Source organism: Flavobacterium sp. YO64, from assembly GCF_004119505.1.
GTDB classification, from domain to species: Bacteria; Bacteroidota; Bacteroidia; order Flavobacteriales; family Flavobacteriaceae; genus Flavobacterium; species Flavobacterium oncorhynchi.
In genome coordinates this window covers 1-16,500 of sequence record NZ_NRQV01000026.1, presented here as the reverse complement: position 1 = coordinate 16,500, position 16,500 = coordinate 1, and the positions used below count along the sequence as shown (strand labels likewise).

Here is a 16,500-nt window from a genome sequence, read left to right as displayed (position 1 = left end):
AACAAATATATTTACGGTCTTCAAAAAACAATTTTATTAAAAATTAACCTTATTACAATTATGAGTTCAGAAAATGTGCAAACCAAATGGGGGCAGTTTATCTCGTTGATAATAGTCTTCTTCTTTTGGGGTTTTGTTGGTTCCGCCAATGATATCCTTATTCCCGTATTCAAAAAAGTATTCACCTTATCTCAAGTTCAATCACAACTAGTAGCGTGGGCTTTTTATGCGGCGTATTTTGTAGGATCTTTGATTTTCTTTTTAGTTTCCTTAAAATTAGATGTTCTACAAAAATTTGGATACAAAAAAACCCTTTCAGCTGGTTTAGTACTTTCAGCTTTTGGTTCATTTTTATTCATCCCTGCAGCAACAATGGAAAGCTTTCCATTTTTCTTAACAGCCCTATTTACTGTAGGATTAGGTTTTTCCATTCAACAAATTGTTGCCAATCCATTAGCCATTAAAATGGGAAGCCCTCAAACCGGAGCTCACCGTTTAACGCTTGCAGGAGGTATTAACTCTTTTGGAACAACAATTGGAGCAATTTTACTGGGAATCGCTTTATTTGGAATGGGTGACAACAAAAAAACAGCACTTTCTTTAGAAGATATTAAACTACCTTTTATCATCCTTGGTCTTGCATTTATTGCAGTTGCAATTTTCATGAACTTCTCTAAAATTGAAGACCCGGCAAAAGAAGAGGAAGAAGTAGTTAAAACAGCACACGAAAAATTCAACATCCTTGATTATCCACAACTATACCTAGGAATGTTAGGAATTTTTATTTATGTTGGAACCGAAGTTACAATTATCAGCAACCTGCCTGCTTTACTTCATACTGCCGAATTTGGTAATGTATTAGAAGATGCAATCGCACCATTTATCGCTCTATACTGGGGAAGTTTAATGATTGGCCGTTGGAATGGCGGTGTTAACGTTTTCAATACTTCAAACTTAGTAAATACAGCATTAAAATTCATTGTTCCTGCTGTTGCATTTGGAGTAATTATTGGAGCTAATATTTTTGCAGCACACGATGTTTCTTCATTCTACATCTACCCAATCTGGATTTTAGTATTTATTGGAGTAAGTTTTATAGGAGGAAAAAATGCTGGAAAAACACTAATGCTTTTCGGAATCTCTGGTTTATTAATGATGCTTGCAGGATTAGTTTGTCCAAGCCCGGAAATTGCTAAATTTTTCTTTATCTCTGGTGGATTATTCTTGTCAATTATGTGGCCTTCAATCTTCGATTTAGCAATCGCTGGTTTAGGAAAAAACACTGGAAAAGCATCTTCATTCTTAATCATGATGATTCTTGGAGGAGGAATTATTCCTTTAGTACAAGGAAGTATCTGCGATTTTGACCTTACACGACCAGAAGGAATCTTTGGTATTACATGGACACATTTCTCTTATATTGTACCTCTTTTAGGTTTTGCTTATTTAGGATTCTATGGCTTCTACTGCCCTAAAATATTAAAAAAACAAGGAATCAGCCACGTTCAAAGTGAAGGAGGCGGTCACTAATTAAAATATAATTACAATAAAAAAGTCCCATTTTTCATAAAATGGGACTTTTTTTATACACTCTGCCAATAACATAAAACTAAATTCAAGCAGTATCAAAAAACAATTCAAAACAACCTCTGAACCTTTACGACTTTGCTTCTTTGAACCTCATTACATTACTTAGCATTTATAATATTACTCAAATTCTTTTTAAAAATAGCCTTATTTTGCTCATTTAAGTTATACACAACATCTTTATCAGCGTGAACAATAACTTTGTCTATATTGGCCGCTAAAAGAGCCTGAGGGTCCTTGATTTTTAATGTGCAGGCACCATCAAAAAAACCGTCGTCTTCAATAATCTTTTTAGCTTCGATAATTGTTCCATCACTTAATACTGCCGATATTGTCATTGTTTTATTGAGTGTTTTAGAGTAAAATCCATCCATAACCAACATCAATCGGTATGAGTTTTTCAACTCAGGTCCCTTAAATTCATGTCGGGTAATATTATAACGCAAACCTTTAGCCAATACCTGAAATTTAGCACTGCAGTCCAGCTCATAAGTAGCTACATCTCCAGCTTCATTAACACTTGTAAGAATCTTTGCCGCTTGTGCATTTATAGATAAACTCGCAACAAAAAATGACATTAAGAATAGTATAATTTTCATAAATAATTTGTTTTTAGGTTACTATAAAAGTAAAAAAAAACGTCTTTTCTCGTTAGAAAAAAGACGTTTTTAATTTTACAAGTATCTAATAATTACTTATTTCCCTTCTCGAAGTCAGCTACAAATTGTGCTAAACCGATATCAGTTAATGGGTGTTTCAATAATCCGTAAATTGCAGAAAGCGGTCCCGTCATTACATCAGCACCAATTTTTGCACAGTTTACAATATGCATTGTATGACGTACAGAAGCTGCTAAAATTTGAGTTTCATAACCATAGTTATCATAAATCTCTCTAATTTCTTGAATTAAATTCAAACCGTCTGTAGAAACATCATCTAAACGACCAATAAAAGGAGAAACATAAGTTGCACCAGCTTTTGCAGCCAATAATGCTTGTCCTGCAGAAAACACAAGAGTTACGTTTGTTTTAATTCCTTTATCAGAAAAATATTTTGCAGCCATTACACCTTCCTTGGTCATAGGCAATTTTACAACGATTTGATCATGTAATTCAGCTAATTCCTCACCTTCTTTTACCATTCCTTCAAAATCCAATGCATTTACTTCTGCACTTACATCACCTTCTACAAGATTGCAAATGTCAACATAATGCTTCAAGATATTGTTCTTTCCAGTAATTCCTTCTTTAGCCATCAAAGACGGATTAGTTGTTACACCATCTAAAACGCCTAAAGCTTGTGCTTCTTTAATCTGAGCTAAATTAGCAGTATCGATAAAAAATTTCATAATCTATTTATATTTAATTGTGTGTTTAAAAAATCGGTGCAAAATTACAAAATCATTAGCAATAACAATAGTAATTTCAAAAAAACAAAATCAGTTTAAAGCCATATCCGTGAAATAATCAACTAATTTTCATTTACAAATTATAATGATTCATCAGCATTTTTTCATAAACCTTATCTGGCAATGCACGTTTCAATACAATCGAAAACTTTTGCATGAAAGCGCCAACTTTGTAATGAACTTTTGGTTTATCTTGTTGAATAATTTTAAAAATAGCTTCAGCCATTTCATTTGGATTACTTCCCGCATCAACATGCTCATCCATTGTTGCTAACGTTTCTCCATACACTTTTTCATAAGCAGAACCTTGAATAACCGGCGCATGATAACGTCCTGATGCAATATTTGTTGCAAAATCACCAGGAGCAACATTTGTAATTTCAATCCCAAATTGCTTCACTTCCATTCTCAAAGCCTCTGTAATCAATTCTAAAGCTCCTTTTGAAGCCGAATAAACACTTCTGTAAGGCAGTCCCATATAACCTGCAATTGAAGTAATATTAATAATTAAACCAGATTTTTGCTCACGCATTTGCGGCAATACAGATTTCATTACCTCAATTGGCCCAAAGAAATTGGTTTCAAAATTGTTTTTAATTTCTTCCATCGGAATTTCTTCCAAAGGTCCTGTAATTCCAACTCCAGCATTATTAATTACAATATCCAATCTCCCGGAAGCTGCAATAATTTTATTTACCGCCAGTTTAATTGATTCAGCATTTCGAACATCCAGAGCCACTAACGGAAAAATAGAATTCAATACTTTTTCAGGATTTCTGCTGGTTCCATATACAACGAATCCTTTTTTATGCAAAAATTCACCAATCGATTTTCCGATCCCGGAGGATGCGCCAGTAATTAAAACAACTTTATTCATTTATTGAGTTATGAGTTATGAATTGTGAGGTCTGAGTTCTAAGTTTTACAAAAAAAAGACAAAAATTTTCATCTCTAACGCTTAACTTCAAACTTCACTAAGGACCAAAAATAAAAAAATCCTCCCGAAGGAAGACTACTTTTACATTAATTCTAAAAAAAAATCCCGAAACTTCGGGACAATAAAAAAAAGAAAAAAAATGGCAAGCGACCTACATCGCACCGCTCAACCACGTACCCTTGCTATGTTCCCATCCTGGGGGAGTCTGCAGGAGCTGGTCGTGTAGGACTTGCCGGTGCAAATATACAATCTTTTTATATTTTTGCAAGAGCTTTGCTGCTATAAAAATATCGTTGTATATTGGCTTATTCAAATTTTAAACTATGAAAAAATATAACTTCCTAGCTGTCATTTTATTAGGAACCACATTAATTGGATGCGGAGATAAAAATAAAGGTGAAAATTCTTTATTTAATATTGACGATTCTGCTTTTCCTGCCCATTTTCTTCCTCAAGAAGCTGTTTCAATCGGAATTTCGAACCCAAATTCGAAAGAAATCGACAGTGTTGCATACTTCGTTAACGATAAAAAAGTAGGAAGTAAAAAAGGAAATGAAAAATTTAAATTTGAACTAAAAGATCAAAGATTAGGCTATCAATATCTAAAAGCAACTGTTTATTTTGGAGGAAATTCATCTGATGCGACTAAAAGAATTGAATTAGTTTCAAGTGTTGAACCAAAATTATTGAATTATACAGTTGTAAACACCTATCCGCACGACACCAAAGCTTTTACAGAAGGTTTAGAGTTTTATGATGGCGTTTTATATGAAAGTACAGGTCAAAAAGGAGATTCTTATTTTAGATCTGTAGATTATAAAACTGGAAAAGTGATTAAACAAGTAGATCTTCCGAAAGAATATTTTGGTGAAGGAATTACTTTTATTAATGGAAAAGTTTTCCAATTAAGCTGGCAGGAAAAAACAGGCTTTATTTATGATGCTAAAACATTAAAACTTGAAAAAACATTTACCTACGACAAAGAAATTGAAGGCTGGGGAATGACAAATGACGGAAAATACATTTATCGTTCAGACGGAACTGAAAAAATCTGGAAGATGGATCCTGAAACTCAAAAACTTATTGATTACATCAATGTATATTCAGGAACTTCAAAAATTAAAGTTCTTAACGAATTGGAATACATTAACGGAAAGATCTATGCAAATGTTTGGCAAAAAGATGCTATTGCAGTTATAAATCCAACTTCTGGAGCTGTTGAAGGCATTTTAAACCTTTCTGGTTTACGTAAATTCATCAAACATCCAGAAGCCGAAGTATTAAACGGAATCGCTTACAACCCACAAACCAAAACCATATTTGTTACAGGAAAATACTGGGAAAAAATGTTTGAAATAACTGTTTCAGAATAAATCGCACACAAATAATTTTACGAATTTCACAAGTTTCACATAATATTACGTGATAATTTGTGAAATTTGTGTTTTTAAACCTATCTCATAAAATAATGATTACTTTAATTACCAACATACAAGAACTGCTTCAAGTTCGTGAAACTTCAACATCAAAAGTTTCGGGAGCTGAAATGGCAATACTTCCAACCCTTAAAAATGCATTTTTAGTAATAAAAGACAATCTAATTGCTGATTTTGGATTGATGCAAAATCTTCCTGAAATTAATGCAGATGAAGTTATCGATGCCACAGGACGTGCTGTTCTGCCATCTTGGTGTGACAGCCACACTCATATTGTTTATGCTGGCAATCGCGAACAGGAATTTGTTGATCGTATTAACGGATTTACTTATGAAGAAATTGCTAATCGCGGAGGCGGAATATTAAATTCGGCTAAAAAACTAAATGAAACCTCAGAAGAAGATATTTACGAACAATCTAAACTTCGTCTTGAAGAAGTAATGCACCTAGGAACCGGCGCTGTTGAAATAAAATCAGGTTACGGACTTACGATTGAAGGCGAATTAAAAATGCTTCGCGTAATTAAAAAACTAGCCGAAAATTATCCTATTTCAATAAAAGCTACATTTCTGGGAGCTCATGCTTTTCCAACGCACTACAAAGAAAACAAGTCTGGTTATATCGAAGAAATCATAACTCAAATGATTCCTGAAATTGCTCAAAATAAGCTTGCTGATTATATTGATATTTTCTGCGAAAGCGGTTATTTTTCTGTTGAAGAAACCGAAAAAATAATGAATGCAGGAATAGAATCAGGCTTAATACCAAAAATACACGTAAACCAATTCAATTCTATTGGCGGAATACAGGCTGGCGTTAAATTTAAGGCGCTTTCTGTAGATCATCTTGAAATTATGAACCCAGAAGATATTGAAACTTTAAAAGATACAGAAACGATGCCGGTTGCTTTGCCATCATGTTCTTACTTTTTAAGTATTCCTTATACTCCAGCCCGCGAAATGATCAAAGCTGGTTTACCGCTTGCATTAGCAACAGATTTCAACCCAGGTTCTACTCCATCAGGAAATATGAATTTTGTTGTAGCAACGGCTTGTATAAAGATGAAAATGACTCCCGAAGAAGCTATAAACGCAGCTACAATTAACGGAGCTTATGCAATGGGACTTTCTGAAACACATGGAAGTATCACAAAAGGAAAAAAGGCCAATCTTATCCTGACGAAACCAATTTCTTCTTATTATCAAATACCTTATGCATTTGGCAGTAATTTAATTGAAAGTGTTTTTATAGAAGGAAAAATTATATAATAACTATATTTTCAAATAGTTCTATCAATAAAAAAAGGTCTGTAAAAAAATCACAGACCTTTAATATTTTAGTGGTATTATTACTTAAGCGACGTGGTATTATCTTAAACTGAAACTTGTTTTAGAAACCAACTCATCATTATCAAAAACATTGATAAAGTAAGTTCCTTTCGCAAAATCTTTACCTGGTAAATCTTCAGTAACATTTACACTTTTGTTCTCATATTGAACAGTAGTTTTAAAGCTGTATGTTAATGATTTATCACCAAAACTTTCAGTTTTCTTATCTCCTAAAACGTTATTTTTAGAATCAATCACTTGAACATAATACGTTTTATCACCAGACTTAGCGATTTGATTTTCAGCAATTGTAAAGCTTACTTTCAAAACATCAGCACGGCTTGCTTTATCAGTTTCAACTTGTTTTCCTGAGCTTTTCAATTTGTAAGCTGCAGTTTTAGTATTTAAAACTGATAATTTAGAACCTCTCTCTACAGTTTTAGCCAATTCTTCATTTTGACCAACTAGTACCTCGTTATACTTTTTAGATTCTCCCAATACTACAATAGTACTATCTCTTTGAGTAGTTAAAACACCATTTTGTTTTTTCAACTCATCGTTTTCAGCAACTAAAGTTTTCATTTTACCTTGCATTGCTTGAACTTGAGATCTGAATTTAGAAACATCACCTTTAGATTTGTTCAAATCATCCATTAAAGCCACTACTTTATCTCTTTCTTGAATTAATTCATCAGACATTGAAGTATTCTCTGCAATTGCAGCATCATAAGTCGCTTTTAACTCTTGCAAATCTTTCATAACAGATTCTTTCTCTGTCATCGTTGTTGTAAGTTCAGTTTTAACCACTTCAGTATCAGAAGAAAGTTTAAAAATATACACTAAGCTACCAATTAGTAGGACTGCTAAAACTGCGATTATCGCCTTTAGACTTGAATTGTTGTTCTTTGGGTTTTCCATATTGAATAATTTTCTTTAAAAACAAATTTAAGAATTAATATATCGTAATAACGTAAGTTGACGCAATTATATTATTTTTGGAAAATATTTTTTTTTAATGGAAAAACTAATTCCTTTTACAGTCAATGATTTGGCAAAAGTCACAAATCATCGAAGCGGCGAAATAAAATTTGGAGAAAAAATGATTGTCATTCCTAAGGGAGCTGATAAAATCAAATTTTTACAAGAAAGTGAAGCAAAATATGTTCTTTTGGGAATCCCAGAAGATATAGGCGTGCGTGCTAACTACGGTAGACCTGGAGCTGCTTCTGCTTGGGATAGCGCTATAAAAAGTATTGCCAATATTCAGCATAATCGATTTTGCAAAGGCAGCCAGATTATAGTTTTAGGACAGCTAAATGTTGCCGAAGAAATGCGCAATGTTGAAAAGCTCGACTTTAACGACATTGACGACCGATCTAAACTAAGTCAATTAGTTGAAAAAATTGACAAAGAGGTTTCGCATATTATTTTTACCATAATTAAAGCTGGAAAAACTCCAATTATCATTGGCGGCGGTCATAATAATGCCTACGGAAACATTAAAGGTTCGGCTTTAGCCAAAGGAAAACCTATTAACGCCATAAATTTTGATGCCCATTCAGATTTTAGAATTCTAGAAGGCCGTCATAGTGGAAATGGTTTCTCATACGCTTACGAAGAAGGTTTCTTAAAAAAATATTTCATTTTTGGATTGCATGAAAATTATACTTCAAAAAGTGTTTTAGACATTATCAAAAAACTTGAAGACCGCGTTCGCTATAATACTTATGACAGCGTCAATATTCGTAAAGAAAAAGACTTTGACAAAGAAATGGCTCTTGCACTCGAATTTATCAAAACCGATTCATTTGGAATTGAAATTGACTTAGATGCAATTCCTAACATTGCCAGCAGCGCAATGACAATAAGCGGGTTTTCGGTTGAAGAACTCAGACAATTTATTTCTTTTTTCGGACAGCATAAAAACGCAGCATATCTACATATTTGCGAAGGCGCACCAGATTTAGCTGACTCTCCAAACAACAATTTAATTGGAAAATTAATTGGTTATTTAGTTACCGATTTTGTAAAAGCTAATAACGAAAAAGAAAAATCTCAATGAAGAACAACTACTTTAAAACCACACATTTCCCAAATAATACAAGAATCAAATAAACGATTGACCGAATAAACCTATCTTTGCACAGATTTTAGTACTTAAAACTAAAATCTTAATTACTAAGATATGTTATTCGAAGATTTATCACTTTCAAAAAGTATACAAAAAGCCGTATTTGAAGAAGGCTACTTAAATCCTACCCCAATTCAGGAAAAATCAATTCCGATTGTTTTAGCTGGGCGAGATTTAATTGGCTGCGCGCAAACAGGTACGGGAAAAACTGCAGCATTTGCAATTCCTATCATACATCAATTACACCGAATTGTAGGTTCTTCAAAAAAGGCCAAACAAATTCGCGCTCTTGTAGTTACTCCTACTCGTGAATTAGCAGTACAAATTGGTCAAAGTTTTGACACTTATGCTAAATATACAAACCTAACTCAGCTGACTATTTTTGGCGGTGTTTCACAAAACCCGCAGGTTGAAGCTTTAAAAAATGGTGTAGATATTTTAGTAGCCACTCCAGGCCGCTTGCTTGATTTACATAAACAAGGTTTTCTAGATTTTAATCATTTGCATACTCTAGTTCTTGATGAAGCGGATCAAATGCTTGATATGGGTTTTATAAATGATGTAAAGAAGATTGTAAAACTGACTCCAAAAAACAGACAAACTTTACTTTTCTCTGCTACAATGCCTTTAGCAATTCGGGAACTGGCTGAAATGTTTTTACAAGATCCTGAAAAAGTAGAAGTTTCTCCAGTTTCTTCAACTGCCGAAAATGTAGAACAGCGTATTTATTTTGTTGATAAAACAGAAAAAAGAAACTTATTATATCATTTGATAAAAAACGAAAACTTATCGAATGTCCTTGTTTTTTCTAGAACAAAACACGGAGCAGATAATGTTGTTAAGGCACTTAGAAAAAAAGACATTCCTGCTGAAGCAATTCACGGAGATAAATCTCAAAATGCAAGACAACGTGTTTTAGATGCTTTTAAAAACAAAGAAGTTGGCGTACTTGTAGCTACTGATATCGCTGCAAGAGGAATTGACATTGAACAACTTCCTTATGTTATCAATTTTGATCTGCCAAATATTCCTGAAACTTACGTACACCGAATTGGACGTACCGGGCGTGCAGGAAATGGCGGTATTGCAATTTCATTTTGCGGAAAGGACGAACATCCATACTGGAAAGATATCCAGAAATTAATAAAGGTAGATGTTCAAACTATTACAGACCATCCTTACCCTTGGCACGAAGGAAGTCCTGAAGCAGGAGAAAAACCTAAAAATTCAAACCGAAGCGGCGGAGCTCATAAATCGAGAAAATCAAATGCTTCTAAACAAAATAAAAAACGCTGGTATTAACCAGCGTTTTTTGCTTCATTTATTAAATAGTTTAAAATCTTAAACAGCTTAACAGGTTCAAACGGTTTCACAATAATATCATTTATTCCTGATGAAATTGCTTCATCTGTTATTTCATCTTTATCAAAAGCAGTCAACGCAACTATTGGTGTTTTTATCCCTAAAAGACGAATTCTTTTTGTGGTTTCAAATCCATTCATTAAAGGCATATTAATATCCATTAAAATAAGATCAAACTCTTCAGTTTCTAATATCTTTAAAGCTCCAAATCCATCGTCTACAACAGAACAGATATAGTTATTTTTCTCGATAATCTTCTTCGTTACCAACTGATTAATCAAATTGTCTTCAACAATTAAAATTTTATAGATTTCATTGGACGTTAAATCAACTTCAATCTCTTCTATAATCTTTTTAGTTTTCTGAGGATCATGCTCAAATGGAACTTTAAAAGAGAAAGCCGTTCCCTTACCTAGATCACTTTCTACACTAATTGTACTTCCAAATAACCCCAATAGTCTTTTTACTATACTAAGCCCCAGACCGGTTCCTTGATAATCTTCATCTTTTCTTCCCACTTGAACAAATTTTTCAAAAATTTTATTTTGATCAACAGCAGCTATACCTACTCCATTGTCTTTAATTAGAAAATCTAAAAAGTAAAACTTCCCTTCGATTCGGTCAAGTTTAACTACAATATCGACTTCACCATTTTTAGTAAATTTTAAAGCATTACTAACTAAGTTCATTAAAATTTGAGCCAAACGAAGTTTATCTCCAATTAAATACTCTGGAATCTTTTCGTCTATATCTATATTTATTTTATTATTATTTTTTTGAGATAAAAAAGAAAGGGAATTCTTGATTACAGTTATCTCATCAGAAATATTAAATGTTAAGTTCTCAAGCACCACCTTATTTTCTTCTATTTTATTGATTTGAAGAATATCATTGACAAGCGATAATAAATATCTGGCAGAGAATTTCAAGGCACTTAAATGCTCACTTCGTGATAATTCCTTATGTTCATCGAGCAGCATATTCGTTATACCAACCACACCATAAAGAGGTGTACGTAATTCGTGGCTTATAGTCGAAATAAATTGAGTTTTCAATAGCGAGGCTTCCTCAGCAATTTCTTTTGCTTTTAAAAGCTCTAAATTGTGTTTTTTCTTAAGACTGATATTTTTAATTAAAGTAATAATCAGAAATAGCAAAATCAAAGAAATCAAAATAAACAGAATAACAATAATTTTTGATTTTTTAAGACTGTGATATTGTTCTATTTTTTCGTTCTCAACTTTATCAATCTGTCTTTTATATTCGTCTAATTCAAGATTAAAACCGGCAACGGTAGCTTTCTTTATTTTTTCATCATTGTACAACTCATCTGTAAGCTTGGTATACATAGAAAGATTTTCATAAGCTTCTTTCAGTCTGTTTTTTTTAGTTAAAAATCTTGAATATTCTAAATGAGCAAACGCTAAATCAGACTTTTGAGTATTATCCTTCCCTGCTTTTATTGCTTTTGTAAAAAAGGCATCTGCCAAGTTGTCCTCATTACGAAAATTGTGATAAATACCATTAAACATATTCACAACAATTTCTGTCAATTCATCTCCGTACTTTTCCTTATTCTCATTTACATATTTTAGATACGGATAACCTTCCTCATATTTCTTAATATCAAAATAGGCCCAGACAATATTTACATTACTAAAATAAACCTGACTTAAATCTTTAATTTTTAAACCATAAACAATCGATTTTTTATAATATTGGATTCCTTTCTCGAACTGTTTTTTTTCAAAACAGTACATATTTCCTAGATTATTATAAAGATTGTATTTAATAGAATCGTTTTTTGTTTTATTGGCATAATACAAACTTTTGTTGTAAAAGAAGATTGCCTTGTCAACTTCTAATAACTCATTATAGTTTGCAGCAATAATATTGTACGAACGAGAAATTAAGGTCGGATTCTTAGAATCAGTTGCAGCATTTAGTGCAGCTCTGGAAGTAATTAATGATTTTTCGAAGTTTGACTCTCTAAAATCAGCTAATGCTTTTTTTATAAGTTTATCGATCTTTGCCTCTGATATGGGTTCAGTTTGCCCGATTGCTGAATTGACAAAACAATTCAGAAATAGAAGAAAAAATAAAAAAATCCGTTTTCGGGGCATTAATCGGCTAATTTTATCAAATATACATTTAAAAATTTAAAAAAGAGCTGTATTTCAATTAAAAAATACAGCTCTTTTTTTACATATAAAAACACATTTTTCTATTGAAAAAAGTATCTTTTTTTAACTTTCAGATACAACCTCTGTTTCTTCATTACCTTCCCATTGTCCAACAACCGAAGTAGCTAATGCATTACCTAAAACGTTTGTTGCACTTCTAAACATATCGCAAAAGTGATCAATAGGTAAAATCAAGGCAATACCTTCTACAGGAATTTTAAACATTCCGCAAGTTGCAGCAACAACAACTAAACTAGCTCTGGGCACACCTGCAATTCCTTTACTGGTTAACATTAATACTAAAAGCATTACCATTTGAGTTCCTAAATCTAAATCAACTTTATAAAATTGAGCAATAAAAATACTCGCAAAAGTCATATACATCATACTTCCGTCTAGATTAAATGAATAACCAAGAGGCAGCATAAATGATACAATTCTATCTTTTACACCAAAACTTTCTAATTCTTCAGTTAATTTAGGAAAAACAGCTTCACTGCTTGTAGTTCCAAAAGCAATCGCCAAAGGCCCTACAATACGTCTTAACAACTCTGTCATTCTTCCTTTTAGAAAAATATAACCTACAGCTATTAAAACAACCCATAATGTACCAATTCCAAGTAAGAAAGACCCAAAGAATTTAAAGTATGTTATAATCAACTCTTCGGCATCTCTAATTGCAAATACACCTGCAATAGCACCAAATACACCAATTGGAGCAAAGTTCATTACATAATTCACCATTTTTAAAACGATGTGTGACATTTTATCTAAAGCTCCAATTACAGGCTTCACCGTATTTCCTAATGATGCAGCAGCTAATCCGAAAAAGATTGAAAATACAACGATTTGCAAAATTTCATTGGTAGCCATTGCTTCAAAAATACTCTTAGGAACAATATGCTCAACAAAATTCTCGAAAGATAAATTTTGAGTTTTCCCTGTTACCTCTGTTGCCGATGCCATATCAACATGCCCTAAATTGATTCCAACTCCAGGCTCTAAAATATTAACATAAAATAGTCCAATTAATAAAGAAATAAATGAAGCTGTAAAAAACCAACCAAGTGCTTTTCCTCCAACTCTTCCAACCGTTTTAATATCACCTAATTTTGCGATTCCAACCACTAAAGTTGTAAAAACTAAAGGCGAAATAATCATTTGCACCAAACGAATAAAAATAGTTGCCAGCATTTTTATTTTGTTGCTGAAAGACAACGCAGCTTCTGGCGAAATATAATGGTGTAAAGTAATTCCTAGAGCTGCTCCAAGAACCATAGCAATTAAAATTTGCCCAGTTAGTCCTGAAAGAAATGATTTTTTTTTGGTTTCTGTAACTTGCATTAATTTGTTTTTTAATTATTAAAATATAAGACCCTCACTGTCTTAATTTTTATTAATATGTTTTGTTGATTAAATAAAAATCAGCCAAAACAATTGCGGCCATTGCTTCAACAATTGGCACCGCACGAGGTACAACGCACGGATCATGACGTCCTTTTCCGGTCATTGGCGTTATATTTCCTTTATTATCAAGTGAATCTTGAGTTTGCATAATGGTAGCAACCGGTTTAAAAGCAACTCTAAAATAGATATCCATTCCGTTACTAATTCCACCTTGAATTCCACCTGAAAGATTTGTTTTTGTAGTTCCATCAGGATTATACAAATCGTTATGTTCGCTTCCTTTCATTTCAGATCCAGAAAATCCACTTCCGTATTCAAAACCTTTAACTGCATTTATAGAAAGCATCGCTTTCCCTAATTCAGCATGTAATTTATCAAATACCGGCTCTCCTAAACCAACTGGAACATTTTGAATTACGCAAGACACAACACCTCCAACGGTATCGCCTTGTTTGCGAATATCACGAATATACTCTTCCATAATTGCTGCTGACTTTTCGTCTGGACAGCGAACTGGATTGCTTTCGATTTTAGTAAAATCTAAATCCTGATAAGGTGTATCTAAATGAATAGGCCCAACAGAAGATACGTAAGCATTAATTTTAATTTCAGGCAGCATTTGTTTTGCAATTGCTCCTGCTACAACTCTGCTTGCTGTTTCACGTGCTGAACTTCTTCCGCCTCCGCGATAATCGCGAAAACCGTATTTTTGATCATACACATAATCAGCGTGACTTGGTCTGTAATTATCTTTTATATGCGAATAGTCGTCTGACTTTTGGTTGGTATTTGGAATAATAAAACCTATTGGAGTTCCTGTAGTTTTACCTTCAAAAATTCCAGATAAAAACTGAACTGCGTCTGGTTCTTTACGTTGCGTAACAATTGCTGACTGTCCTGGTTTTCTGCGAGACATTTCAACTTCAATTGCTTCTAAATCAAGTTCAATTCCTGATGGACAACCGTCTATAATTCCGCCTAAAGCTTCACCATGAGATTCTCCAAATGTTGTAACTTTATATAGGGTGCCGTAGCTATTTCCTGCCATTGTTATTTGTTTTGAGCAAATGTAAGTTTTATGAATTAAATTAAAAAATTTAAAATTGTTATTGTTAATTAAAGATCAAACAAATAAAAATCACAATTTATTAAAACTGCAGCCAAATTAGTAACCTTTTGATAAAACCATTTTACGAAGAGATTCTTTTATTTGCTAAACTTCAAATTAATAAAAATTGAAAAAAAGAAATGTTGAATTGGTCATTATCTCAGATGTCCACTTAGGAACTTACGGAAGTCACGCCAAAGAATTAAACAACTATTTATCAAGCATTAAACCTAAAACTTTAATACTTAACGGAGATATAATTGATGCTTGGCAGTTTCGAAAATCTTACTTTCCTAAATCGCATTTAAGAGTTATACAACGTATAATAGGAATGGCTTCTAAAGGAACAAAAGTCTATTATATTACTGGAAATCACGATGAAATTCTTCGAAAATTCAGCGACATGAATCTAGGAAATTTTAGCTTGGTTGATAAATTAGTTTTAGAATTAGATGATAAAAAAGCTTGGATTTTTCACGGAGATGTATTTGATGCTTCCGTACAACATTCAAAATGGATTGCAAAACTAGGCGGTTTAGGATATGATTATTTAATTTTGAGTAATCGTTTTGCTAATTGGTGTTTGGCAAAACTAGGCAGAGAACCTTATTCCTTTTCAAAAAAAATAAAAGCCAGTGTAAAAAAAGCCGTTAAATTCATTTCAGATTTTGAGACCACTGCAACTGATTTGGCTATTGAAAAAAATTACGATTATGTAATCTGCGGACATATTCACGAGCCCAAAATAGTTACAAAAGAAAACAAACACGGATCAACATTATATTTAAACTCCGGTGACTGGATCGAAAACTTGACAGCATTAGAATATCATAAAAAACGCTGGAAATTATATTCTTATACAGAAAGTAATTTTTCAGAAGAAGAAAATCTTTTTGAAATGGAAGACATTATTACCTCTCAGCTAATCTCATCAATAATTCTTAAATAGTAAACATATAGCAAACCACTACTTTTAGGTTAATCTACAACGTTTCAAATGGTGCGAAATGTGAATTATATAACAATTTCCAAAAATCTTATACGTTCTTGAATTAGGAGAACTATACATTTGAAAAAAATTAATTTAACCATTTTATGAAAAAGATTATTCTATCTGCCATTATGCTATTAGGATTAGCATTTACGGCTCAATCACAAGAAATTTCAAAAAACGCTCTTGGTATACGTTTAGGCGACAATAACGGTTTTGGAGGTGAAGTATCTTACCAACTGGGATTAAATCAAAAAAACAGACTTGAATTTGATTTAGGATGGAGAAACAGCAGTGATGTTGACGCCATTAAAGGTGTTGCTTTATACCAATGGGTTTGGAATATTGATGGCGGTTTTAACTGGTATGCCGGTGTTGGTGGTGGTTTAGCTGCATGGGATCACGATTATTACAATAACAACTACAAATATAACGACAGCGGAACTTATGTTTTTGCAGCTGGAGATATTGGTATAGAATATAGATTTAGCGAAGTGCCAATTACATTATCATTAGATGCTAGACCTGAAATTGGTTCTGGATATTACGATGATGACAACTTCGGATTTGATGTTGGTCTTGGTGTTAAATTTAGATTTTAATCCAAAAAAAATCAATAACT

General features: G+C 32.7%; 14 protein-coding genes and 1 other RNA gene. 7 read left to right on the top strand and 8 right to left on the bottom strand.

What is annotated here, in order from left to right; all coding sequences use genetic code 11:
* Positions 1–60: 60 nt before the first annotated feature.
* Positions 61–1,530 carry an MFS transporter gene (locus BOW57_RS16430; protein WP_089052821.1) on the top strand — a complete coding sequence of 490 codons (1,470 nt, stop codon included), beginning with the start codon at positions 61–63 and terminating at the stop codon, positions 1,528–1,530.
* Between the two features lie 158 nt (positions 1,531–1,688).
* On the opposite strand, the gene BOW57_RS16425 is transcribed toward BOW57_RS16430, so the two are convergent.
* The 4 genes from BOW57_RS16425 to ffs all read right to left on the bottom strand — a co-directional run bounded on the left by BOW57_RS16425 (position 1,689) and on the right by ffs (position 4,167).
* Positions 1,689–2,186, bottom strand: coding sequence for a hypothetical protein (locus BOW57_RS16425; protein ID WP_129055808.1), 498 nt, complete (start codon positions 2,184–2,186; stop codon positions 1,689–1,691).
* A gap of 92 nt (positions 2,187–2,278) precedes the next feature.
* On the bottom strand, positions 2,279–2,935 hold the full coding sequence (fsa, locus tag BOW57_RS16420) for a fructose-6-phosphate aldolase (RefSeq protein ID WP_089052819.1): 657 nt from the start codon (positions 2,933–2,935) through the stop codon (positions 2,279–2,281).
* A gap of 133 nt (positions 2,936–3,068) precedes the next feature.
* A complete protein-coding gene (locus tag BOW57_RS16415) occupies positions 3,069–3,872 on the bottom strand; it encodes an SDR family oxidoreductase (RefSeq protein ID WP_129055806.1) in 804 nt (267 codons plus the stop codon).
* Positions 3,873–4,069: 197 nt separating this feature from the next.
* Positions 4,070–4,167, bottom strand: an RNA gene (gene ffs, locus BOW57_RS16410) — signal recognition particle sRNA small type.
* An 88-nt stretch (positions 4,168–4,255) separates the two neighbouring features.
* Between ffs and BOW57_RS16405 the strand changes: the two genes are divergently transcribed.
* Both BOW57_RS16405 and hutI read left to right on the top strand, forming a co-directional pair.
* On the top strand, positions 4,256–5,305 hold the full coding sequence (locus tag BOW57_RS16405) for a glutaminyl-peptide cyclotransferase (RefSeq protein WP_129055803.1): 1,050 nt from the start codon (positions 4,256–4,258) through the stop codon (positions 5,303–5,305).
* Between the two features lie 95 nt (positions 5,306–5,400).
* Positions 5,401–6,636, top strand: a complete 1,236-nt coding sequence (gene hutI / locus BOW57_RS16400; protein ID WP_129055800.1) for an imidazolonepropionase — start codon at positions 5,401–5,403, stop codon at positions 6,634–6,636.
* Between the two features lie 99 nt (positions 6,637–6,735).
* Here hutI and BOW57_RS16395 read toward each other — a convergent pair whose 3' ends face one another.
* The gene (locus BOW57_RS16395) at positions 6,736–7,614 is read right to left on the bottom strand and encodes a hypothetical protein (RefSeq protein ID WP_089052815.1); all 879 of its coding nucleotides are present in this window, start codon (positions 7,612–7,614) and stop codon (positions 6,736–6,738) included.
* A 97-nt stretch (positions 7,615–7,711) separates the two neighbouring features.
* On the opposite strand from BOW57_RS16395, the gene BOW57_RS16390 reads away from it, so the two are divergent.
* Together BOW57_RS16390 and BOW57_RS16385 are read left to right on the top strand one after the other, a co-directional pair.
* Positions 7,712–8,758: a formimidoylglutamase gene (locus tag BOW57_RS16390; RefSeq protein WP_089052814.1), complete on the top strand. Its 1,047-nt coding sequence runs from the start codon at positions 7,712–7,714 to the stop codon at positions 8,756–8,758.
* Between the two features lie 123 nt (positions 8,759–8,881).
* A complete protein-coding gene (locus BOW57_RS16385; protein ID WP_089052813.1) occupies positions 8,882–10,129 on the top strand; it encodes a DEAD/DEAH box helicase in 1,248 nt (415 codons plus the stop codon).
* On the opposite strand, the gene BOW57_RS16380 is transcribed toward BOW57_RS16385, so the two are convergent.
* The 3 genes from BOW57_RS16380 to aroC form a co-directional block, all read right to left on the bottom strand.
* Positions 10,126–12,312, bottom strand: coding sequence for a response regulator (locus BOW57_RS16380; RefSeq protein WP_129055797.1), 2,187 nt, complete (start codon positions 12,310–12,312; stop codon positions 10,126–10,128). The genes BOW57_RS16385 and BOW57_RS16380 overlap by 4 nt on opposite strands.
* A 123-nt stretch (positions 12,313–12,435) precedes the next feature.
* Entirely contained in the window at positions 12,436–13,716 is a 1,281-nt protein-coding gene (locus BOW57_RS16375; RefSeq protein WP_129055795.1) for a dicarboxylate/amino acid:cation symporter, read from the bottom strand.
* 52 nt (positions 13,717–13,768) lie between these two features.
* Complete coding sequence (gene aroC, locus BOW57_RS16370) at positions 13,769–14,827, bottom strand: chorismate synthase (protein WP_089052810.1); 1,059 nt, start codon at positions 14,825–14,827, stop codon at positions 13,769–13,771.
* 187 nt (positions 14,828–15,014) lie between these two features.
* Here aroC and BOW57_RS16365 point away from each other — a divergent pair, with 187 nt between their 5' ends.
* Together BOW57_RS16365 and BOW57_RS16360 are read left to right on the top strand one after the other, a co-directional pair.
* Positions 15,015–15,836: a UDP-2,3-diacylglucosamine diphosphatase gene (locus tag BOW57_RS16365; protein WP_089059187.1), complete on the top strand. Its 822-nt coding sequence runs from the start codon at positions 15,015–15,017 to the stop codon at positions 15,834–15,836.
* 146 nt (positions 15,837–15,982) lie between these two features.
* Positions 15,983–16,480, top strand: a complete 498-nt coding sequence (locus BOW57_RS16360; RefSeq protein WP_089052808.1) for a hypothetical protein — start codon at positions 15,983–15,985, stop codon at positions 16,478–16,480.
* Positions 16,481–16,500: the final 20 nt, after the last annotated feature.